The following is a 21486-nucleotide window of genomic DNA, read 5'->3' as shown; positions in this document are numbered from 1 at the left end:
GCAGTTGAGCGCGGCCGCCCCGTCACTGCCGCTGTCGGCGGCGCCCGATACGCTGGCGTAACCGGCCCAGCAGCGGCTTGCGCGCGGACAGCGCCTCAAACATCTCGCCCGGCCCCTCCGGATCGAGGATCTTGTTGTCGGCCAGCCATTCCTCGACCGCTGACAGATCGGGCACCTCATAGGGCACGAGCGTCTTGCCCTGGCCGCGAAGCCGTTCGATCGCGCCGATCAGGCCGTGCTCGGCAATCGCCTCGCTCACCTGCGCCGGCTCCACCGCCAGATGCTCAGCAATCAGGTCGTCACGAATGGCCGCGATGCGATCACCGTCATGTTCGATCGTCACGTCGCATTCGGTATCGAGGCGAAGCGAGCGGTTGTTGAAATTCGAAGAGCCGACGCGGATCACCTCATCGTCGATCACCAGCACCTTGGCATGGACATAGATCGGCGTGCCGCCCGCGGTATAGGGATGATACATGCGCAGGCGATCATGCGGATCGCGCTGTTTCAGCGCCTGGAACAAGCGCGTGCGCGCGGTGTCCATCGCGATCGGCTCAAGCCAGCCCTGCGCAGTCACCGGATTGATGATGACGATTTCGGGGCCATTCGGCTCTTCCAGCCGCCGCGCGATCGCTTCCGCGACGCGGCGCGAGGCGAAATACTGGCTCTCGGCGTAGATCCGCCGCTTCGCCCGGGCGATCAGCTCGAGATAAAGATTCTCGATCTCGCGCACTTCCTGCTGGCCCGCATGATCGGGCTGCGAGCGGGAAATGGCGACATCGACGTCTCGGAAATGCGGCTCGAGGTCCTCTGGCCAGCAATCATTCTCGCCCGTCGGCGCCTCAATCGGGTCGCCCCCGGCGATTTCCCAGCGTGCCCGGCAGAGCTCGCCCAGCGCGGTCGCCACCGGCCCCTGAAGCGCGGTCGTTGCGTCGTGCCATGGCGAGTTGGCGAAGCCATTGGGGGAGAGGCGATGCGGATCGTCATCGCGATGCTGGCGGGTGTCCCAGCGCTCGTCGGTCATGTCGATGCCGCCGCAGAAAGCGAGGCAATCGTCGATCACCACGATCTTCTGATGGTGTGAGGCGCCGATCGGGTGATGGGCGTCCAGTTTCAGGTGGATGCGTTTACGCAGAAAGCGCCATTTGGTGAGGGTGAGCAGCGTCTTGCCGCGCAGCAGCGTCTTCAGCGCGCCCTTGTCCCAGCGCAGGATGTAGACGTTCAGGTCCGGCCGTTGCTTCACCAGCCAGTTGATGAATTCGCCCACGTCAGTCGGAACGCCGGGCGGCTCATTTTTCCAGGCAAGGCGGATGCGGGCGTCGAAATCCCAGCCGACGAGCAGGATCTGCTTGTGCGCCTTCATCATCGCGGCGCGGGCGAGACGGAAATAATCGTCGGCATCGACGATCACGGCCGCCCGGGAGGCGCGCTCAATACGCCAGCGGCTCTTTTCGTCGAGCTTCACAGAATGTCGCGGAGCCGCTCGGGCGGGCGGGCCAGCACCACGCCCTTTTCCGTTTCGATCAACGGCCGTTCGATCATGGCCGGATCAGTGGCCATGATGTCGAGCGCGGCCGCATCATCGGCAGCGGGCGGCGCATCCTTTCGCATCGCGTCACGCGGCGCGATCCCGGCGCGGGCGTAGAGCCGCGCGAGTTCGTCGCGCGATGGCGGCGTGTTCAGATACTCGACCACATGGATCGTTGCCCCCGCTTCCTCCAGCAGGGCAAGCGCCTGCCGTGACTTCGAGCAGCGGGGATTGTGCCAGATCGTAGCCTTCATCCCGCCCGTCTATAGCGTCCACAGGCGCGGTCCAAGCGCGAAGCTGCGCGTTTGCCCGACCCAGGTCGCGAGCAGCGCCAGCAGGGCAAAAGCAGCCAGCGCGGTCAGCGGCAATGAGGGATGAATCGGATCGATGATGCGGGTCGGCGGGGCGGCGGACCAGTCGATCACCTGCGCGGCGAGCATCGCGGTGGCCAGAGCGGCGAGAGCCAGAGTCGAATGACGCCGCATGGGCCGGGTGCGGGATACGAACCAGCCGAACGCCGCGGCGATCAGCGTCAGTTCCAGCATCCGCGCGATGAGCGGGTCGGCCCACAGCCCAAGGCCAAGACGGGGTGGCTGGCCGGCGATCGTCAGGTCGGGAAGGTGAACCAGCCAGTCGAGCGGCCAGTGCGACAGCACGACCAGCGCACCGATCACCGTCTCGCGCCATGGCCGGCCGGCGAGCCGGGCGCCGGCGGCCCATAAGGCGGCAAAGGCCACGGTGCCGAGCAGGCTGTGCGTATAGGGCATGTGGTAGAGATCGAGCGAGGTCTGCGCCGTGGTGCCGGGCACGAGGCGAAGATGTTCGATGTTGAGCAGCGCCAGCGTGAAAAAGGCGAAATCGACCAATTGGGCAGCGACGAACAGCGTACCCAATCGCGGCGCGCGGGGCAGGGCAGCAGCAAGAAGTGCCGGCGCATAATGGCCGATGAACATAGGTCCTCCCGCGGGATCGAGGGGGAGAAGCTAGCGCACCCGAGCGCGCGCGTCATGTTTCGGCAACGGCCGTGGTCCGGCGGCGGCGCAACCCGAGGGTGCGCCGCCTACGGGGGAGAGGAGGTGACTAGTCCTGGCGGGCCAGCCACTCCTCCAGCCACTTGATCGTATATTCGCCTTCCTGGAACTCGGGATCGTCCAGCAGCGCCTGGTGCAGCGGGATGGTGGTCTTCATCCCGTCGATGACGAATTCCTCCAGCGCACGGCGCAGGCGGCGAAGCGCGCCCTGGCGGGTGGTGCCATAGACGATCAGCTTGGCGATCATGCTGTCGTAATAAGGCGGCACCTTGTAGCCAGCGTAAAGGCCCGAATCGACGCGCACATGCATGCCGCCGGGCGCGTGATATTGCTTCACTAGGCCAGGCGAGGGCGCGAAGGTTCGCGGATCCTCTGCATTGATACGGCATTCGATGGCGTGGCCACGGAAGACGACATCCTCCTGACGCAGCGTCAGCGGATGGCCCTCCGCGATGCGGATCTGTTCGCGCACCAGGTCGAGGCCAGTGATCGCCTCCGTCACCGGATGCTCCACCTGAAGGCGGGTGTTCATCTCGATGAAGTAGAATTCACCGTCTTCCCACAGGAACTCGATCGTGCCCGCGCCGCGATAGCCCATGTCGGCCATCGCGCGGGCGACGATGCCGCCCATCCGCTCGCGCTCCTCCGGCGTGATGACGGGGGAGGGGGCCTCCTCCAGCACCTTCTGGTGGCGGCGCTGCAGCGAACAGTCACGTTCGCCGAGATGGATCGCAGTGCCCTTGCCGTCGCCGAACACCTGGAATTCGATGTGCCGCGGATTGCCGAGGTACTTTTCCATGTAGACGGTGGCGTCGCCGAACGCGGACTTCGCCTCGTTGCCGGCCTGCGCCATCAACGTTTCCATCTGATCCTCGGAGGGCACGACCTTCATGCCGCGCCCGCCGCCGCCCGACGCGGCCTTGATCAGCACCGGATATCCGATCTCGCGCGCCAGCCGCTTGGCTTCGGCCGGATCGGTGAGCGCGCCGTCAGACCCGGGGACCAGAGGCAGACCGAGCGCGCCGGCTGTGCGCTTTGCCTCCACCTTGTCGCCCATGGTGCGGATATGCTCGGGCTTCGGCCCGACGAAGATCAGCCCGTGCGCCTCGACGATCTCAGCGAACTTCGCATTCTCGCTGAGGAAGCCGTAGCCCGGGTGGATCGCATCCGCGCCCGAAATCTCGGCCGCGGAAATGATGTTGGCGATGTTGAGATAGCTTTCCGCCGCGGCCGGTGGGCCGATGCAGATCGCCTGGTCCGCGAGGCGGACGTGCATCGCATCGGAATCGGCGGTGGAATGCACCGCGACCGTCTTGATCCCCATCTCGTGACAGGCGCGGTGAATCCGCAGCGCGATCTCACCGCGATTGGCGATCAGGAGCTTCTTGATTTCGGGCATCTTACTCGACGACCACCAGCGGCTGATCGAATTCGATCGGCTGACCGTTGTCGACCAGGATGGCCTTTACCGTGCCGGCGCTGGTGGCGAGGATCGGGTTCATGACCTTCATCGCCTCGACGATCAGCAGCGTGTCGCCAGCCTGGACCTGCTTGCCGACGGCAACGAACGGCGCCGCGCCAGGCTCTGCCGCCAGGTAGACGGTGCCGACCATCGGCGAGCGCACCGCATTGGCGAGCGAAGGCTCAGCCGCGACCGGCTCCGCCGCAGCCAGTGCTGCGGTGGCCGACGCCGGTGCCGGCATCGGCGCAGCAGACGGCGCCGCGTGATAGACGGCCGGTGCCGCGGCGGTCACTTCCCGCGCGACGCGGATGCGGCGGTCGCCGTCTTCCACCTCAATCTCGGTGAGCTGCGTTGCGTCGAGCAGCTCGGCAAGCTGGCGGACGAGATCGACGTCGACCTTCATCGCTCCATGTTCCTTATCGCTCATTGCGACCCCTTCCCTGTAACAGGGCGCGCGCTGTGTCAGAATCGCGCCGCCGCTTCAAGCGCGAGCAGATATGACATCGCACCGAACCCGGCGATAGTTCCCCGTGCCGCACGCCCCACATAGGAGATATGACGAAATTCCTCGCGGGTGTGCGGATTGGACAAATGCACCTCGATCACCGGGGTGCGGACGGATTTGATCGCGTCGTGAATCGCGATCGACGTGTGGGTGAAGGCCCCGGCATTCAGGATCACGGCGCGCGCGCCCTGCGCCTGCGCCTCGTGCAGCCAATCGACCAGATGCCCCTCATGGTTGGACTGGCGCATGTCGATTTCGAGCCCCAGCTCGCGACCGCGGTCCTCGAGCTGGCCAGCGATGTCGTCCAGCGTGTCGTGCCCGTAGATCTCCGGCTCGCGCGTGCCGAGCAGGTTGAGGTTCGGGCCATTCAGGACGTAGACGAGAGGCAAAGGCGGCTCCTTCCTTGAACGCCATGTGCGCCAAGCCTAGGTGGAAGGCAAATCACTCCGCCTGCCAGGACGATGGGGCGTGCAGCCCCGCAAAGGATATCATGCCTCACACCGACGGAACCGTATCGATCACCGTGAATGGCGCGCACCGCCGTGTCGTCGCCGGCCTCACCCTTGCGCAGCTGGCGACCGAACTGGGGCTGGTGCCCGAGAAGGTGGCGGTAGAGCGCAACATGGAAGTGGTGCCGCGTTCGACGCTGGCGGATGTGTGCGTCGAGGACGGCGACGATATCGAGATCGTCCATTTCGTCGGCGGCGGCGATCATGCCGCGGCGAGCGGCGACGACACCTGGACGGTGGCCGGCAAGACGTTCCGATCGCGGCTGATCGTCGGCACGGGCAAGTATAAGGATTTTGCCCAGAACGCCGCCGCGCTGGAAGCATCGGGGGCGGAAATCGTCACCGTCGCGGTGCGCCGCGTCAACGTCAGTGATCGCAATGCGCCGATGCTGACCGACTTCATCGATCCCAAGCGGTTCACCTATTTGCCCAATACTGCCGGCTGCTTCACCGCGGACGACGCGATCCGCACGCTGCGGCTGGCGCGCGAGGCGGGTGGCTGGGATCTCGTCAAGCTGGAGGTGCTGGGCGAGGCGCGCACGCTGTATCCCGACATGCGCGAGACGCTGAAGGCGACTGAAGTCCTGGTGAAGGAGGGCTTCAAGCCGATGGTCTATTGCGTCGACGATCCGATCGCCGCGAAGCAGCTGGAAGAGGCGGGCGCCGTGGCGATCATGCCGCTGGGCGCGCCGATCGGCTCCGGCCTGGGTATCCAGAACCGAGTCACCATTCGCCTGATCGTCGAAGGCGCCAAGGTGCCGGTGCTGGTCGATGCGGGCGTCGGCACGGCGTCCGATGCGGCCGTCGCGATGGAGCTGGGTTGTGACGGCGTGCTGATGAACACTGCCATCGCCGAGGCGAAGGATCCGGTGATGATGGCCGCGGCGATGAAGGCGGCGGTTTCGGCGGGTCGTCTGTCCTACCGCGCAGGACGGATGGGCATTCGTCGCTACGCCGACCCCTCTTCGCCGCTGGCTGGCCTTATCTGACCTGAGATCGTCCGTACCCGCGCCGCCGTGTCATAGCGCCGCCGTGTCATTCGGGGGCGGGATGGGTGCATCAGGCGCCGGGGCGGTCGCAGCTCGGCTTCCACGTGATTACGCGGTACAGATAACCGACGACGATCAATACCGTCAGGCCGATCGCCACGGGGCCGACGTAGCGATCCAGCTCCTCGAAGCGGCGCCCGAGGAACAGCCCAGCACCGGCGAGCACGGTGTTCCAGATTGCACTGCCGACAAAGGTGAACAGCAGGAATTTCCACATCGGCATCTTGGCCATGCCCGCCGGCAGCGAGATCAGCGTGCGGAAGCTGGGCAGGAAGCGAAAGACGAACACCACCCAGTGACCATGGCGGTGGAAGAAACGGTTCAGCCGCTCGACATCCTCCCAATCCATCGTCAGCCAGCGCTGGTGCCGGTCAACAAAGGGCTTGAACCGCGCGACGCCCATGCGGCGGCCGATTTCATACCAGAACATGTTGCCGACGGTGGTGCCCGCAGTGCCCCACAGGATCAGCGGCACCATCGCCATGTCGCCGCGCGCCACGGCGATCCCGCCGAGGCCCATGATCACCTCCGACGGGACCGGCGGCACCACATTCTCCAGCGCCATCAGGAGAAAAATGCCGACGTATCCGCCCCAGGCAATCCAATCGATGATGAATTCGGTCATGCGCCTCGTGGATCGATCGACGATGGGAACATGCGCATCGACCAGCGCAGGACGAACGAAACCCGGGCCGTGGCCCTGGTCCATCCGTGCCCGTCCGATCGAAGCACGTCCCGGGAAGCGAACAAACCTGCTTTATCGTTCCCCGCGTTCGGCCACGCGACGCTCGATCGCGTCCCAGATCAGGCCGGCGACGCCGGTCCCGTCGAACCGCTCGATCGCGACGATGCCGGTCGGCGATGTGACGTTGATCTCAGTCAGCCACTGACCGGCGATCACGTCGATCCCGACGAAGATCAGGCCGCGGCGTTTCAGCTCAGGCCCAAGTGCCTCGCAGATTTCCCGCTCGCGCGCGGTGAGCTCGGTCTTCTCCGCCGAGCCGCCGACCGCCAGATTGCTGCGGAATTCACCCTCGCCGGGCAGGCGGTTAATCGCGCCGGCGACTTCGCCATCGACCAGCACGATCCGCTTGTCGCCCTGCGCCACGCCGGGGAGGAACGCCTGCACCATATGCGGTTCGCGCCACGTCTGGTTGAACACCTCGATCAGCGCGGAGAGGTTCTCCCCCTCCGGCCCGACGCGGAAGATCGCCTTGCCGCCATTGCCGTGCAGCGGCTTCACCACGATCGCGCCATGCTCCTTCAGAAAGGCGCGCGCCTCCTCAAGCGACCGGGTGACGAGGGTGGGCGGCATGAAGCGCGCATAATCGAGCACGAACACCTTTTCGGGCGCGTTCCGAACGCTGGCCGGATCGTTGACGACGAGCGTGCGGTCGGCGATCCGCTCCAGCAGATGAGTGGCGGTGATATAGCCAAGGTCAAACGGCGGGTCCTGACGCATTAGGACGACATCCGCCTCAGCGCCCAGATCAAGGCTGACCGGCGCGCCGGCAGTGAAATGGTCGCCGGCGACACGCTGCACGGTGACGGGACGCGCCTTGGTCCACAGCTTCCCGTCCGACCAGTTCAGATCCTCGGCGGCATAATGGAAAAGCCGGTGCCCACGCTGCTGCGCGGAGAGCATCAGCGCAAAGCTGGAATCGCCCGCGATGTTGATCGTTTCGAGCGGGTCCATCTGGACGGCGACGGTCAGGGCCAAGGTGTTTCTCCACACAGGATATGGGGCGGGAGGTAGGCGCACGACGCGGGATTGTCACCCGATCCAGGCATTCTCGATATGCCGCGGGGCCGTGCCCGGCGCGAGCAGGACCACATCGACGCGAATGTCCTCTCCGTGGAGCGCGTAGCGGGGCATCAGATATTCAGCCGCCGCGGCGACGCGGGCGAGCCGGCGCTGATCGATCGCGGTGTCCAGCGCGGCGGGGGAGGCACGTGTCTTGACCTCGACAAAGGCGATCAGGCTGCCGCGCTTCGCCACCAGATCGACTTCGCCAGCCGGCGTGCGCACACGCTGGTCAAGGATCTGCCACCCCTTCAGCCGAAGCCACCAGCTGACGAACCGCTCACCGCGCCGGCCCGCGGCGTCGGCGCGGCGGCGTTCATCGACGGAGCGTGGGGGTGGGGGTGGCGGCATACCGGCAGTGTGACGACGGGCGCGGCAGGTGCAAGCCCTCCCTCGCGCGTCGGCTCAGACGGCGGCACCGAAGAGCCGGCCTACCGCCGAGGTAAGCGCCATCGCCATCGCACCCCAGAAGACCACCCGGATGACGGGCCTCAGCATCGGGGCGCCGCCGGTGCGGGCGCCGATCGCGCCCAGCAGGGCGAGGAACAGGATCGAGCCGGCGGCCACGCCCGGCCCGATCGAGGGCAGGGGAAGCGCAGCCGTCAGGACGAGGGGAAGCGCCGCGCCAACGGTGAAGCTGGCAGCAGAGGCCATGGCGGCGACCACCGGCCGGGCGATGGTTTCGTCGGTGATGTGGAGTTCGTCGCGTGCATGCGCCTGAAGCGCGTCATGCGCCATCATCTGGCTGGCGACGTCGCGCGCCGTCGCCGGATCGACACCGCGAGCGATGTAGATGCCGGTCAGCTCCTGCAATTCCGCCTCCGGTGCGGTGGCCAGTTCGCGCCGCTCGCGCGCCAGGTCCGACTTCTCGGTATCCGCCTGCGAGCTGACCGAGACATATTCGCCCGCCGCCATCGACATCGCGCCGGCAACGAGGGAGGCGACCCCGGCGGTCAGCACGGCGCCGTGGCTGGAGCCGGCGGAGGCGACCCCCAGGATCAGGCTGGAGGTCGATACGATGCCATCGTTCGCGCCGAGGACCGCGGCACGCAGCCAGCCAACGCGAGTAACGAGGTGGCTTTCCTTATGCGCCTGCGCGGTCTGGGCCTGCATCTTGCCTCGCCTGTTGCGCCCGCACCGGGGCTTTGCCGGCGATGCTAGCGTGTGGCGACGTGCAGGGCGAGGGTGGGAAGCGCGTAATCAGCCGCTCTGCGAATCGCCTTCTGCCTCCCCCTTCATCGTCAGTGCGCGGGCATAGAGTTCCTTGCGATCCAGCTTGAACTTCTTCGCCACCTCGCCGGCCGCCTTGGCAATCGGAAGCCGCGTCAGCGCTTCGATCAGCGCCGCATCGGCATCCTCAGCGCTCGTCGGTGGCGGCGCACCGGGTGGGCCGACGACGATGACGATCTCCCCCTTGGGCGGCGCATCGGCATAGCGCGCGGCGAGGACGGGGAGGGTGCCGGTGACCGCTTCCTCGAAGCGCTTCGTGATCTCGCGCGTGACCGCGGCGTCGCGATCGCCCAGCCCCTCCGCGAGAGCAGCGAGTGTCGCCCCAAGGCGCGGGCCGCTCTCGTACAGCACCAGCGTCGCGCGGATCGCGCCCAGCTCCGCAATTGCCTCGCTGCGCGCCTTTGCCTTGGCCGGGAGGAAGCCCGCGAACAGGAAGCGATCGGTCGGCAATCCGGCGAGCGTCAGGGCGGCAACGGCCGCGCAGGGGCCGGGGATCGTCACCACGGTGTGACCCGCCGCTCGGGCATCGCGCACAAGCTTGTACCCCGGGTCGGAGATCAGCGGCGTGCCCGCGTCCGACACCAGCGCCACCGCCTCGGTCGCCATACGCGCGATTAATTGCGGCCGCATCTGATCGGCATTGTGATCGTGATAGGGGACCATCGGGCGCTTCGTTCCGATGTGCCGTAGTAACACAGCTGTAACACGAGTGTCTTCTGCAGCGATTACGGCCGCGCGCGACAGAATATCGGCGGCCCGAGGAGACAGGTCCCCGAGATTGCCGATCGGGGTTGCGACGATGTACAGGCCAGGACTTAGGTTTTCCACGAGGAGTGTCATGGCAGAGGCCGCAACCGTATCGCAACGGGCGAAGGTGATCGTTCGTGGAATTCATTTCGATGCGCCCGTGGCGCGTCGCATGAGCGGCCGGGTGGCCGTTGCGCTGACCGCGCTGCTTGTCTCTGCCTGCTCCACCGTGGTGCCGCGCGGGCCCTCTGCGCCGCCGCCTACCAAGGCGCCGCCGCCCACCGCGCGTCCCGATGTGGGCGTAGAGGCCGGTATTCCGCGCGACACCGCGCGTAACCGGGTGGCGTTGCTGGTGCCGCTGTCGGGCCCAAACGCTGGCGTGGGCAAGAGCCTGGCCAACGCGACTCAGCTCGCACTGCTCGACACGCGCAACGAACAGATCCGCATCACCAATTACGATACCGCGCAGGGCGCGGCCGCCGCGGCCCAGCGGGCAGTGGCCGATGGGGCGCAGCTTATCCTGGGGCCGCTTCTGTCGGAGGACGTTCGCGCCGTGGCGCCGATCGCCCGGCGGGCGGGGCTGCCCGTTCTGTCCTTCTCCAACGATTCCAGTGTCGCGGGCGATGGTGTGTACCTGATGGGCTACACCCCCTCGCAATCGATCGAGCGCGTGGTCGATTATGCGCGCAGCAAGGGCGTGACCAATTTCGGCGGGCTGGTGCCCAACGCCCTGTACGGCACGCGCGCCTCGACGGTTTTCCTGCGCGCGGTGGAGGCTGCTGGCGGCCGCGTCGTCGCGCTGCAGACCTACGACCGAACGCCGGGCGGGATTGGCGCTGCGGTAACCCGGATGGCCAAGGACGCGCCGTTCGACGGCGTGCTGATCGCCGATTCGGCAGCAACCGCTGCCACCGCGGTGCCGCTGCTTCGCAAGACCAGCCCGAACACCCGGGTGATGGGCACCGAATTGTGGAACACAGACAATGGGGTGGCCGCTCGCCCGGCGCTTAATGGCGCGTGGTATGCGAGTGTTTCCAACACCTTGTACCGGCAATATGCGACCAAATATCGTTCCCGCTTCGGTGCGGCGCCATACCGCCTGTCCAGCCTTGGCTATGACGCGGTGCTGCTGACGGCGCGGATTGCCCGTGACTGGAAGGTCGGCGCGCCATTCCCCGAAGCACGGCTGCGGTCGGGCGAAGGCTTCTCGGGGATCGACGGCGCCTTCCGGTTCGGCCGTGACGGCATCGCCGAGCGCGCGCTTGAAGTTCAGGAAATCCGCAACGGCAGCACTGCCGTCGTCTCACCAGCGCCCGCCGGCTTCGGGCGCTGATTTTTTTTCGTCCCTTCTTTTTCCTTCTTCCCCTTATTTTTCTTCAAGGATTGTCTTGATGTTCGCCTGGTTTCATCGCCTTCTTCCAAAGCGCGGTAATTTCTTCGAACTGTTTGACGCGCATGCGGCGGTGACGCTGAAGGCCGCCGAGGCCACCACCCGGATCTTCGCCGGTGAGCCAGACATCGAGGCGCTGATCGCCGAGGTGAAGGATTACGAGCATCAGGCGGACGACATCACCCGCACGGTGCTGCAGACCGTCCGCGTCACCTTTCTGACGCCGTTCGACCGCAGCGCGATCAGCGACCTGATCAACCGGATGGACGATGCGATCGACGCGATGGATGCGGCGCTGACCGCGGTCAGCCTGTACGGCGTACGCAGCTTCGCGCCCGACATGCACGCCATGTCCAAACTGATGTTGGAGGCATCGCGCGTGTCGGTTGAGGCAATGGAGCTGCTGCGCGACGTGGCCCGCAACGGCCCGCGGCTGCACACGCTGACCGAGCGTCTGGTGCGTCTGGAAGGCGAGGTCGACGGCCTCCACGAACAGGGTCTTCGTCGCTTGTTCGAAAAGCACCATCATGAGGGCGGCGATCCGATGCGGTTCGTTGTCGACCGCGAAATCTACAAGCATCTCGAGAAGATCTCCGACGCGTTCGAGGACGTCGCGAACGAGATCGACGGCATCGTCATCGATCACGCCTGAGCGATCGCAGACCCATGCATGAACTCGCGTTCCCGTTGCTCGTCGGCCTCATCGTCGTCGCGCTCGCGTTCGATTTCCTCAACGGGTTGCACGATGCAGCCAATTCTATCGCCACCGTCGTAGCGACGCGGTTGCTGTCGCCGGTTCAGGCGGTGGCGTTCGCGGCCTTCTTCAATTTCGCCGCCTATTTTGTCACGCTTGCCTTCCCGAGCCTTCATGCCGTCGCAGAAACGATCGGTAAGGGGCTGATCGACCAGGAAGTTGTGACCCCGGCGGTCATCTTCGGTGCGCTGGGCGGGGCGATGTTCTGGAACGTCGTCACCTGGCAGAAGGGCATCCCGTCCTCGTCCAGCCATGCGCTGATTGGCGGCCTGGTGGGCGCGGGTGTGACGCATGCCGGCATCCACAGCATTCACGTCGGCGGCCTGACCAAGACGATGGTCGCCATCGTCGTGTCGCCGACGCTGGGCATGATCCTGGCGCTGCTGGTGATGCTGGCGAGCAGTTGGGCGCTGCGCCGCTATACCGCACGCCAGGCGGAGCGCAGCTTCCGTGCGCTGCACCTGGTATCCTCTGCGGCCTATTCGCTGAGCCACGGCCTCAACGATGCGCAGAAGACGATGGGGATCATCACCGTCCTGCTGTATTCGACCGGCCGCCTGACGGGCGAGTTCGAAGTGCCGCATTGGGTGGCGATCAGCTGCTATGTTGCGATCGGCCTTGGGACGTTGTCTGGCGGGTGGAAGATCATCGAGACGATGGGCTCGCGCATTACCAAATTGTCGCAACACCAGGGTTTCGCCGCCTCCACCGGCGGATCGATCGTGCTGTTCACCGCCTCTGCGATGGGCATTCCGGTGTCGACCACCCATACGATCACCGGGGCGATCATCGGTTCCGGTGTCGCGCGGCGTACCTCCGCGGTGCGCTGGGGCACGGCGAGCAACGTGGTGGTGGCCTGGATCATCACCATCCCCTGTTCGGCCTTGGTCGGCAGCGCTTTCTACGCGCTCACGCTGTTGTTCTAGCCGAATGAAAGCAGCGGATTAGCGTTGGCTTTTGAGCTGACGTAGAAACAAGAACGGCCGCCTCCTCGAACAGGAGTGCGGCCGTTTTCGTTAGTAGTTGCGGCATCGACTATTCGAGCAGCTTGGGCGCCTCCCGCTGCAGCTTGTCGCGGATCTTGTCGGAGAACATCGCGAGGAAAGCGGGCAGCTCGAACGTTGCATGGACGTTGCTGTCGGCGACATCGAGCCGCGCGGCGACGCGTTGTCCCAGCCCTTCCACGGTGAAGGTCAGGGCATCCCCGTCCCAGCGATGTTCGGTGATCGCGCCGCCGGGAATGAAATCAGCCAGCTTGCCAAAGCTGCTGCCGATGCGCTGCTTGGCGGCTTCGGTGCCCAGCTTGTGCGGGATGTCGACTTCGATCGGGGCGGTCATTCAGCAAACTCCGTGGCAAACAATTGGGCGTCGTCGGCAAACGCCTTGAACTCCAGCGCGTTGCCGGAAGGATCGCGGAAGAACATGGTGGCCTGCTCGCCAGGCTGGCCCTTGAACCGGATATGCGGTGCGATGCCGAACGTCACCCCCACCGCCGCGACCCGTGCGGCCAGCGCCTCCCAATCATCCATCGTCAGTACGATGCCGAAATGCGGCACGGGAACGTCGTGACCGTCGACCGGATTGCTCGCCCCGGCGGGACGGGCATTCTCATCGAGATGGGCGACGAGTTGGTGGCCGCCAAGATCGAAATCGATCCAGCGATCGCTTGAGCGGCCCTCGCGGCAACCCAGTACCCCGCCGTAAAAGGCGCGGGCGGCAGCAAGGTCATGGACCGGAAAGGCGAGGTGGAAGGGGCGTAGTGTCATGGCCTCATGATACACCATCTGCGGCAAGCGCGGGAAGAGGGGGGCGGTCGCTGAGAGCAGGTATAACCCGGTCCGCTGTTCATGGCCCCTCCACGCCGGGCGGATGATTTGGTAGCGGCAGGCATAATGATATCCCTTCTCGACAAATATCCGCGCCTTGCCGCGCTGTTGCTGGGTGCGGCGGCGGCCTGCGGCTTTGCCCCGTTGCAGCTGTGGCCGCTGACCATCGCTGCCCTCGCGATATGGATGCTGCTGGTGCATCGCGCGCCGACGCTGCGCGCCGCCCTGTGGCGTGGCTGGATGTTTGGCGTCGGCCATTTCACCATCAATAACAACTGGTTCCAGCACGCTTTTACGTTCCAGGATCAGATGCGGCCGGTGCTGGGCTATGCCGCACCGGTCGCGCTGGCGCTGTATCTGGCGGTGTATCCGGCGCTCGCGGCTGGGCTGGCCTGGAAGATACGCGGCCGCCGGGTGGATGCGCCCTTCGTGCTCGCCTTCGCTGCGGCATGGATCGTGTCGGAGTGGCTGCGCAGCGTGATGTTCACCGGCTATGCCTGGGATCCGATTGGCGTGATCTGGGTGCCGGTGCAGCCGATCGCGGCGCTTTCGGCCTGGGTCGGTACCTATGCACTGTCGGGGCTGACGGTGCTGCTGGCGGGCGGCCTGTTGCTGCTGCCGCACCGCCCGGTGCCGATCGGTGCCGCCGTCGCGGGCCTCGCGGCGCTGATCGTGGCTCAGGTCTTCAGCTATCGCGGCGTGAACGAGCCGGTGGCGCGCGACACCCCGCTGGTGCGCGTCGTTCAGCCCAACGTGCCGCAGGACGAGCGTGGTGAGAGCGACGGCGAGATGATGCTCACCCGGCTGACGGAGCTGTCCGGCACGCCCGGTCCCGCGCCGCGGCTGATCGTCTGGCCAGAGGGTGTCGTCCGCGACTATTTCGAGGATGGCTATCCCGATTACGTCTATAACGCCGATCCATTCTGGCTTCGGTGGCGGATGGCGCGACTGCTCGGGCCGCGCGACATGCTGCTGACCGGCGGAACGGCGCTGCAGTTCGACCGCGCCGGTACCGCGACCAGCGCAACCAATTCGGTTTTCGCGGTCGACCCGCGTGCGCGCATTCGTGGCCGGTACGACAAGGCGCATCTGGTGCCTTATGGCGAGTATCTGCCGATGCCGTGGCTGCTGAAGCCGCTTGGTCTGGCGCGGCTGGTGCCCGGGTCGCTCGACTTTGCCGAGGGACCAGGGCCGCTGGCGCTGGACGTGCCCGGTTTCGGGTCGATCGGCATGCAGGTCTGTTACGAGATCATCTTCTCGGGCCAGGTGGTCGATCCGGTCCATCGTCCGAGGGTAATCTTCAATCCCTCCAACGATGCGTGGTTCGGCAGCTGGGGCCCGCCGCAGCATCTGGCGCAGGCGCGGATGCGCGCGATCGAGGAGGGGCTGCCGGTGATCCGCGCGACCCCTAACGGCATCTCCGCGGTGATCGCTGCCGATGGGCGGTTAGTGGGCACGGTGCCGCATCAGAAGGCGGGTGCGATCGAGGTGCCGATCCCCGAGGCGCTGCCGCCGACGCTGTTCTCGCGTCTTGGCAATTGGCTGGCCGGGATCGTCGCGCTGCTGCTCGCCGGGGCGGCCATTGCCATCCGGCGGCGCCATCGATAGAGAGATATAAAGTTATCTTTATATCCTTATCTCCTCATCAAACTCAGGCGGAGTAACCATGCGCCAATCGTATCTGTTCACCAGCGAATCGGTTTCCGAAGGTCATCCGGACAAGGTCGCGGACCAGATCTCCGACGCGATCGTCGATCTGTTCCTGTCCAAGGATCCCGAAGCGCGCATCGCCTGCGAGACGCTGACCACCACTCAGTTGGTCGTGCTGGCCGGCGAGATCCGCTGCAAGGGCGTGTACGAGAACGGCGAGTGGGCGCCGGGCGCCCAGGAGGAGATTGAGGCAACGGTGCGCGAGACCGTGAAGCGCATCGGCTATGAGCAGGATGGCTTCCACTGGAAGACCTTCCGCTTCGAGAATAATTTGCACGGCCAGTCGGTGCAGATTGCACAGGGCGTCGATGCCAGCGGAAACAAGGACGAGGGCGCCGGCGACCAGGGCATCATGTTCGGTTTCGCGTGCGACGAGACGCCCGACCTGATGCCGGCGACGCTGTATTACAGCCACCGCATCCTGCAGCGCATGGCCGACGATCGCCATTCGGGCGCGGCGCCGTTCCTGCAGCCGGACGCCAAGAGCCAGGTCACGCTGCGCTTCGAGAACGGCAAGCCCGTCGCCTGCACCGCCATCGTGGTGTCGACGCAGCATGCCGCCGGCTATGACAAGGGCGACCAGGAAGCCGAGCTTCACGCTTATGTGAAGAAGGTGGTGGCCGACGTGCTGCCGGCCGAGCTGCTTTCAGACGCGACCGTTTATCACATCAACCCGACCGGCAGCTTCGAGATTGGCGGCCCCGATGGCGACGCTGGCCTCACCGGCCGCAAGATCATCGTCGACACCTATGGCGGCGCGAGTCCGCATGGCGGCGGCGCGTTCAGCGGCAAGGATCCGACCAAGGTCGATCGCTCCGCGGCGTACATCACCCGTTATCTGGCGAAGAACATCGTTGCGGCCGGCATCGCTAGCCGCTGCACGATCCAGCTCTCCTATGCGATCGGCATCGCCAAACCGCTGTCGCTCTATGTCGACACGCATGGCACCGGCACCGTTCCCGACGACAAGATCGAGGCGGCGATCGCCAGCATCGACAAGCTGGGCGACCTGACGCCGCGCGGTATCCGCACGCATCTGGGTCTGAACAAGCCGATCTATCAGGTGACTGCGGCCTATGGCCACTTCGGCCGCCAGGCGGAAGGCGGTCAGTTCCCATGGGAAAAGCTGGACCTGGTCGACGATCTGAAGGCGGCGCTCGCCTGATCGACAAGGGGCCGTCAATGAGGGCGGCCCCGTTCTACCGCGCCCTGTAGGGCGGATTAGCTGGGGTGTGCCTCTGCCTCTTCGATCGCGCGATCCTCATCATTTCCCTTGAGGCGACGATCGATCGCGCGCTCGGCAGCGTCGACCGCCATACCGGCGAGTCGATCGGCGACCCAGCCGATCCCGGCGCCCACCGCGACATCACTGGGATAATGCGCGCCGCGGGGTAGCTGAATCGCGGCTACGATCGCCGCGCCGCCGCGTGCTGGGCCCGCGTAACCCGGCGCCGTTTGTGCGATCGCCTCCGCAACGCTGACCGCACCGGCAGTATGCCCGGAGGGGAAGGAATTGAGGTCGGTGTCGTCGCTGCCGCTTCCCGAGCCTGCGTGATGCTGCCCATCCTTAAGCGAGCGGCGGGGGCGAGAGCGATCTATCGCTCGCTTCAGCACTGTCTTTCCCGCCGTGGCGAGAGCATGGGCCAGCAACATGCGCGCGCCGGTGCGGGTCACGTCGCGACGCCGGAGCACGACCCCGACAGCGATTGTCGCGAGCGACAGCACGACGAGCGGCGGCTGATCCGCAACGTCGCTGGCCTTGCCCAGGAAGGCGACCGGCGCCGTATCCGCCGCACGCGCAACATGCCCCACCGTGGCATGTTCTGCCTTGGCGAGTTCGCGCGCCTTCTTTTTCTTCTTTCCCATGATCTGCGCAAAACGATGCGCGGGCCGCTTTGCTCCCGCTGCCGGGGGCGCTATCGCGCCGGCCGATGAACGATCCCGCTACGATCCGCCGGCTCTATGGGCGTGCCCAAGGCCACAAGCTGCGCAAGGGCCAGGCCGCGCTGGTCGAGGAACTGCTGCCGCGCGTGGCCGTGCCGGAAACCGGGCCGCTCGACGCGATGCGCCTGTTCGGCGACGATCGGCCGCTGCGGCTGGAGATCGGCTTTGGCGCCGGCGAGCACCTGGCGGGGCAGGCGGCCGCAGCGCCGGACAGCGGCTTCATCGGCTGCGAGCCGTTCCTGAACGGGGTGGTCGGCGCGCTCGGCCATGTCCGCGATGGCGCGCTGGACAATGTGCGGCTGCACATGGGTGACGCGCTGGACGTGGTGGAGCGGCTCCCCGATCAATCGCTCGAAACCGTATATTTGCTGCACCCGGATCCTTGGCGGAAGGCGCGGCATGCCAAGCGGCGGATGATGAATCACGGCCCGCTTGACCTGATCGCCTCCAAGCTGAAGCCGGGGGCGGAATTCCGCCTGGGCACGGACGATCCCACTTATTGCCGCTGGTCGATGATGATCATGGCGCAGCGCCGCGACTTCACCTGGCTGGCGGAGCGGCCGGCGGATTTCCTTGAGCGGCCAGCCGACTGGCCCGAGACCCGCTACGAGCGCAAGGCGCGCCGGCAGGGTCATGAGGTGTGGTACTTCCGCTACCGCCGCGACTGATCAGCGCGAGGCTCGCTCGCTGCTGCTGCCCCCAGCGCCCGCGCCGGGCACATAAGCGTCGATCAGTGCGCCGACATAGTCCGGGTTGCGCGCGGTCAGGTTCTCATGCGGGCGGCCGGGAGCGTAGATGAAGCCGTGGACGGTGTAGATCGTCCCGCCGAGCCCGTTCGAATCGCGGTACCACACCTTTACGCGGCTCCAGTCGTTCGCTTCGCTGACGTCGAACACGGTCACGTCCTGCTCTGCGTGGCCGCGTGTTCCGCCGACGCGGGACCAATTTGCGTGCGTGAGCATCAGGACGCGGTCCTCGACCACTCGGCTGACCACCGCGACATGCCCCAGCGGAAGGCGCGACTGGCGCGCAAAGGCGATCACGGAACCGACGCGCGGGCGATCGCCACGTTTGTAGCGGCCATCCGCCTGATCCCACCAGGTCCAGGCATCGCCATAGATCTCGATGCCTGACGCCTGGCGCGCGAAGGGCACGCATTGGCCAACATAGTCCAGCAGCGATCGCGCGTGCGCGGGTGAAGCGATGGCACAAACGAACGCTGCGACGAGAGCGAGGGGGGAGCGCTTCATCACGGGCCAAAAACTAGCGTGCGACCGTGTGCGAGAAGTTGCGCGGCATGGTTAACGAAAGGTGGCGCTTGTCTCGTGATGTACGTGTCACCTGCGTAACGATTGCGTTTGCCCTGCGAATTGCGGGTGGCGCTAGAGGATGAAGGCATCGCGCGTCAGCGAATCGACGCCCATGACCATGATGGTGATATCCGCCCGCCCGTCACCATCCACGTCGGCGCTGACGATCGCGCCTGCGGCCGTCGTTTCGTAACGCAACTCGCCAGCTGTGCCGGAGAAAGCGTCCGTCCCCACGAAGCAGAAGGCCTCATCTGCGGCAGTGCGGATGTCGGCATCGATCGGGGAGAGGCCGATCCGACCGCCCTGACGCAGGGAGAAGTCTGTGAGCGTGTCATGATCACCGATCGAATCGGCGCGGAACAGGAACATGTCCGCGCCGCTGCCGCCGGTGAGCAGATCGTCGCCGCTGCCGCCCTCCAGTGTGTCGCGTCCTGCACTGCCCAGAAGGCGATCGGCACCGGCGCCACCGACCAGCATGTCGTCCCCCGTGCCACCTTCCATCCAGTCGGCGCCGTCGCCGCCCTGAAGAGTGTCGTTGCCGCTGTCGCCGTAGAGCTGGTCGTCCCCGGCGCCACCCTGGATCGAATCGTCACCAGCGCCGCCGAACAGGCGGTCCGCCCCGTCCGACCGACCATCCGGTTGTCGAGCACATTGCCGCGCACCGTCAGCTCGCCCGCTCCAAGCCGCACCGTTTCGACATGGGCAGTCAGTGACATTTTTCGCCGACATCCACCGCACTGTGGCGGAACTGTCGAGTGATCGCGTACGGCTGGTCGGCAGCTTCCTTGCGGCTTTCTGAGGCTCGGCGCGGGGACGGAGTACGTAGCGCCACGCCAGGTGCCAGCGCTCGGGCTGAAGCCGCGCCAATCAGGCCGCTGAAGGCGCGGAGAGGTTGCGACGGCCCCGCGGCGTTTTCCGCTGCTGTCGATCTATCATCGCGCTGATTAGTGATCGCTAATCTGCTCCGCGCCGGGCGCTGCCGAGCATGGGGGCGTATCAACACCAAGTCGATCGGGCCGCGCAGAGGCTCTTTTCTCTCAACGCGGGCTGATCGCCGGGTGCCGCGCAGGCCGGCAAGCGGGCGTTTGATCGCAAGCGCGCGCTTGCTTCCGAGAGTGACGGGTGGTCGGCTAATCCCGCCGCCAAGCTGGGCTTCTGTCGGCCCCCCTTGCCTGGGCGAGTTGGCGTCGAAAGGGCTGTCGCCGTTCAGTTAGCGCGCGGCGGATCGAAGGAGCAGCTTTACCGCGAGTTTAGCGACCGTCTGTCTCGCCGCGTGCGTGCGGTCTGCACCGCAATTCTTCGGCATCATGGCCATGTCTCGCTGCGCGCGCAAAACTCAGCGCATCAAGCGGACTTCAGCATGAGCTAAGTGCGGTGGTTAGCGATCGGGCGGCCCGATCGCGACCGGGACAATCGTCTGGGCCGCGTCCCTGACCCTTGTGAAACTGCGCACCCCACCGCACTTCTTACTGTGTGTTCGAGCTCCACGCGACAGGGAAGGGCATACCCGTCCTTCCGTGTCGACATGTCGGAAGGTCTACCAGCTCACTTCGGTTTGACGAACTTCAAGGTGAAGCGGTCGCTCTCGCCAATGGCGGCGTATTTGGCGCGATCGACGTCCTTCAAGGCGAACGTCGGTGGCAGCGTCCAGACGCCGCTCGGGTGACCGTGCGTGTCCTTGGAGTTGGCGTTGATCTCGCTCTCCCCCGCCAGTTTGAAGCCGGCCTGCTCGGCAAGCTGCGTCACGGTGGAGCGCTTTATGTAGCCGCTCTTTTTCTCCAGCGCGGTGTCCATCGCCTCTGGCAGCCGATGATCGGTGATGCCCAGCACACCGCCCGGCTTCAACATGGTGAACAACGCCTTGAAGGTGCGTGCGGCGACCTGCGGATCGTCGTTCATCAGCAAATTGTGCACGTTGCGGAAGGTGAGGACCACGTCGGCGCTGCCGGCAGGAACGGTGCTGGTGCCCGCTGCCGGATCGATGGTGGCGACCGTCGCGGGGCCGAACCACGCCTGCTTGGCGGTCAGCATCTTCTGCGTGCTGTCGACGCCGCGCGGGTTGACCAGCGCGACATAGCGGCCCTTGCCCTTGGTCAGCGGCGCAAGGATTTCCGTGTACCAGCCGCCGCCAGGGCTGAATTCGACGATCGTGTCGGTTGGCTTCACACCGAAGAAGGCGAGCGTTTGCGCAGGACGGCGATATTGGTCGCGCTGGCGGTTGGCGGCACTGCGCTGGGCATCGTTGACCGCGCCGGTGATCGCTGCCGAAGGTTGCGGCGCGGCCGGGCGTGACGATTGGGCGGATACCGCCGCAGCACTGGCAAGCAGAACGGTCGCAATGGCAATGGTGCGCATTATCTTTATCTCTCCCGGGCAAGACCCCGGTGGGGGTGTGGAGGCAAGTGAATGGCAACGCAAGCGGTGCTGTATGGGGTGGCGGCATCATGCGCAGCGGCGGCGGCCGGGGCGGCGTGGGGTGATCGGCGCCGCACGCAGCGGCACGATCCCGATGCGGTCGGCGTGGTCGACTGGCGTACAGTGCAACTGATCGCCATCATCGCAGGGTTGGTCGTGGCAGCCTTTGCGGTGCGAAGCTGACGGCCGTGCTGAAGCGCGCCGGGCTGAGGCACTGGCGCATCCGGCGGCGTTCAGAATTAGGTCCGTTTTAGACCGGCTAAAGCGTCATC

The 21486-nt window shown here is 66.0% G+C and carries 25 protein-coding genes; 8 read left to right on the top strand and 17 right to left on the bottom strand.

The window, feature by feature from the left end; translation table 11 throughout:
* Window positions 1–22: 22 nt before the first annotated feature.
* The 6 genes from K0S66_RS11365 to aroQ all read right to left on the bottom strand — a co-directional run bounded on the left by K0S66_RS11365 (window position 23) and on the right by aroQ (window position 4915).
* Window positions 23–1465 (bottom strand): phospholipase D-like domain-containing protein, encoded by a 1443-nt coding sequence (locus tag K0S66_RS11365; protein ID WP_301075512.1) that lies wholly within the window; start codon window positions 1463–1465, stop codon window positions 23–25.
* Complete coding sequence (locus tag K0S66_RS11360) at window positions 1462–1782, bottom strand: ArsC/Spx/MgsR family protein (RefSeq protein WP_301075511.1); 321 nt, start codon at window positions 1780–1782, stop codon at window positions 1462–1464. Before K0S66_RS11360 ends, K0S66_RS11365 begins: the two co-directional genes overlap by 4 nt.
* 9 nt (window positions 1783–1791) lie before the next feature.
* Window positions 1792–2481 (bottom strand): hypothetical protein, encoded by a 690-nt coding sequence (locus K0S66_RS11355; RefSeq protein WP_301075510.1) that lies wholly within the window; start codon window positions 2479–2481, stop codon window positions 1792–1794.
* Between the two features lie 127 nt (window positions 2482–2608).
* Window positions 2609–3958, bottom strand: coding sequence for an acetyl-CoA carboxylase biotin carboxylase subunit (gene accC, locus K0S66_RS11350; protein ID WP_301075509.1), 1350 nt, complete (start codon window positions 3956–3958; stop codon window positions 2609–2611).
* A 1-nt stretch (window position 3959) separates the two neighbouring features.
* Window positions 3960–4448, bottom strand: a complete 489-nt coding sequence (gene accB, locus K0S66_RS11345) for an acetyl-CoA carboxylase biotin carboxyl carrier protein (RefSeq protein WP_301075508.1) — start codon at window positions 4446–4448, stop codon at window positions 3960–3962.
* A gap of 35 nt (window positions 4449–4483) precedes the next feature.
* Window positions 4484–4915, bottom strand: a complete 432-nt coding sequence (aroQ, locus tag K0S66_RS11340) for a type II 3-dehydroquinate dehydratase (RefSeq protein ID WP_301075507.1) — start codon at window positions 4913–4915, stop codon at window positions 4484–4486.
* Window positions 4916–5016: 101 nt separating this feature from the next.
* Here aroQ and thiS point away from each other — a divergent pair, with 101 nt between their 5' ends.
* Window positions 5017–6024, top strand: coding sequence for a sulfur carrier protein ThiS (thiS, locus tag K0S66_RS11335; RefSeq protein WP_301075505.1), 1008 nt, complete (start codon window positions 5017–5019; stop codon window positions 6022–6024).
* A 70-nt stretch (window positions 6025–6094) separates the two neighbouring features.
* On the opposite strand, the gene K0S66_RS11330 is transcribed toward thiS, so the two are convergent.
* From K0S66_RS11330 to rsmI, 5 genes are all read right to left on the bottom strand, one after another.
* Window positions 6095–6709 (bottom strand): DedA family protein, encoded by a 615-nt coding sequence (locus K0S66_RS11330; protein WP_301075504.1) that lies wholly within the window; start codon window positions 6707–6709, stop codon window positions 6095–6097.
* Window positions 6710–6841: 132 nt separating this feature from the next.
* Window positions 6842–7804, bottom strand: a complete 963-nt coding sequence (gene gshB, locus K0S66_RS11325) for a glutathione synthase (protein WP_301075503.1) — start codon at window positions 7802–7804, stop codon at window positions 6842–6844.
* A gap of 54 nt (window positions 7805–7858) precedes the next feature.
* The gene (locus tag K0S66_RS11320; RefSeq protein ID WP_301075502.1) at window positions 7859–8239 is read right to left on the bottom strand and encodes a YraN family protein; all 381 of its coding nucleotides are present in this window, start codon (window positions 8237–8239) and stop codon (window positions 7859–7861) included.
* Between the two features lie 54 nt (window positions 8240–8293).
* A complete protein-coding gene (locus K0S66_RS11315; RefSeq protein ID WP_301075501.1) occupies window positions 8294–9001 on the bottom strand; it encodes a VIT family protein in 708 nt (235 codons plus the stop codon).
* A gap of 87 nt (window positions 9002–9088) precedes the next feature.
* On the bottom strand, window positions 9089–9958 hold the full coding sequence (gene rsmI / locus K0S66_RS11310; protein WP_301075500.1) for a 16S rRNA (cytidine(1402)-2'-O)-methyltransferase: 870 nt from the start codon (window positions 9956–9958) through the stop codon (window positions 9089–9091).
* On the opposite strand from rsmI, the gene K0S66_RS11305 reads away from it, so the two are divergent.
* Genes K0S66_RS11305 through K0S66_RS11295 form a run of 3 tightly spaced genes read left to right on the top strand, consistent with a single transcriptional unit; the run spans window position 9957 to window position 12935 of the window.
* Entirely contained in the window at window positions 9957–11198 is a 1242-nt protein-coding gene (locus tag K0S66_RS11305; RefSeq protein ID WP_301075499.1) for a penicillin-binding protein activator, read from the top strand. The two genes, rsmI and K0S66_RS11305, sit on opposite strands and share 2 nt — an antisense overlap.
* Before the next feature lie 58 nt (window positions 11199–11256).
* Window positions 11257–11907 (top strand): DUF47 family protein, encoded by a 651-nt coding sequence (locus K0S66_RS11300; protein WP_301075497.1) that lies wholly within the window; start codon window positions 11257–11259, stop codon window positions 11905–11907.
* 14 nt (window positions 11908–11921) lie between these two features.
* Window positions 11922–12935, top strand: a complete 1014-nt coding sequence (locus K0S66_RS11295) for an inorganic phosphate transporter (RefSeq protein ID WP_301075496.1) — start codon at window positions 11922–11924, stop codon at window positions 12933–12935.
* Window positions 12936–13044: 109 nt separating this feature from the next.
* On the opposite strand, the gene K0S66_RS11290 is transcribed toward K0S66_RS11295, so the two are convergent.
* Together K0S66_RS11290 and K0S66_RS11285 are read right to left on the bottom strand one after the other, a co-directional pair.
* A complete protein-coding gene (locus K0S66_RS11290) occupies window positions 13045–13347 on the bottom strand; it encodes a polyhydroxyalkanoic acid system family protein (protein WP_301075494.1) in 303 nt (100 codons plus the stop codon).
* Window positions 13344–13775: a VOC family protein gene (locus K0S66_RS11285; protein WP_301075493.1), complete on the bottom strand. Its 432-nt coding sequence runs from the start codon at window positions 13773–13775 to the stop codon at window positions 13344–13346. The genes K0S66_RS11290 and K0S66_RS11285 overlap by 4 nt, the downstream gene beginning before the upstream one ends.
* A gap of 126 nt (window positions 13776–13901) precedes the next feature.
* Between K0S66_RS11285 and lnt the strand changes: the two genes are divergently transcribed.
* Both lnt and metK read left to right on the top strand, forming a co-directional pair.
* A complete protein-coding gene (gene lnt / locus K0S66_RS11280; protein WP_301075492.1) occupies window positions 13902–15443 on the top strand; it encodes an apolipoprotein N-acyltransferase in 1542 nt (513 codons plus the stop codon).
* 58 nt (window positions 15444–15501) lie between these two features.
* On the top strand, window positions 15502–16710 hold the full coding sequence (gene metK / locus K0S66_RS11275) for a methionine adenosyltransferase (RefSeq protein WP_301075491.1): 1209 nt from the start codon (window positions 15502–15504) through the stop codon (window positions 16708–16710).
* A gap of 56 nt (window positions 16711–16766) precedes the next feature.
* Here metK and K0S66_RS11270 read toward each other — a convergent pair whose 3' ends face one another.
* Window positions 16767–17411 carry a phosphatase PAP2 family protein gene (locus K0S66_RS11270; RefSeq protein WP_301075490.1) on the bottom strand — a complete coding sequence of 215 codons (645 nt, stop codon included), beginning with the start codon at window positions 17409–17411 and terminating at the stop codon, window positions 16767–16769.
* A 65-nt stretch (window positions 17412–17476) separates the two neighbouring features.
* Between K0S66_RS11270 and K0S66_RS11265 the strand changes: the two genes are divergently transcribed.
* Complete coding sequence (locus tag K0S66_RS11265; protein WP_301075489.1) at window positions 17477–18157, top strand: tRNA (guanine(46)-N(7))-methyltransferase TrmB; 681 nt, start codon at window positions 17477–17479, stop codon at window positions 18155–18157.
* Here the strand turns inward: K0S66_RS11265 and K0S66_RS11260 are convergent, their stop codons facing one another.
* The 3 genes from K0S66_RS11260 to K0S66_RS11250 all read right to left on the bottom strand — a co-directional run bounded on the left by K0S66_RS11260 (window position 18158) and on the right by K0S66_RS11250 (window position 21154).
* A complete protein-coding gene (locus K0S66_RS11260; protein WP_301075488.1) occupies window positions 18158–18739 on the bottom strand; it encodes a CHAP domain-containing protein in 582 nt (193 codons plus the stop codon).
* 132 nt (window positions 18740–18871) lie between these two features.
* On the bottom strand, window positions 18872–19528 hold the full coding sequence (locus K0S66_RS11255) for a M10 family metallopeptidase C-terminal domain-containing protein (RefSeq protein WP_301075487.1): 657 nt from the start codon (window positions 19526–19528) through the stop codon (window positions 18872–18874).
* Between the two features lie 816 nt (window positions 19529–20344).
* A complete protein-coding gene (locus K0S66_RS11250) occupies window positions 20345–21154 on the bottom strand; it encodes a methyltransferase domain-containing protein (protein WP_301075486.1) in 810 nt (269 codons plus the stop codon).
* 51 nt (window positions 21155–21205) lie between these two features.
* On the opposite strand from K0S66_RS11250, the gene K0S66_RS11245 reads away from it, so the two are divergent.
* The gene (locus tag K0S66_RS11245) at window positions 21206–21397 is read left to right on the top strand and encodes a hypothetical protein (protein ID WP_301075485.1); all 192 of its coding nucleotides are present in this window, start codon (window positions 21206–21208) and stop codon (window positions 21395–21397) included.
* Window positions 21398–21486: the final 89 nt, after the last annotated feature.

Source organism: Sphingomonas sp. (assembly GCF_029239295.1).
Classification (GTDB): domain Bacteria; phylum Pseudomonadota; class Alphaproteobacteria; order Sphingomonadales; family Sphingomonadaceae; genus Sphingomonas.
The sequence above is the reverse complement of the archived record's forward strand: the minus strand, read 5'-3'. Positions and strand labels throughout refer to the sequence as shown.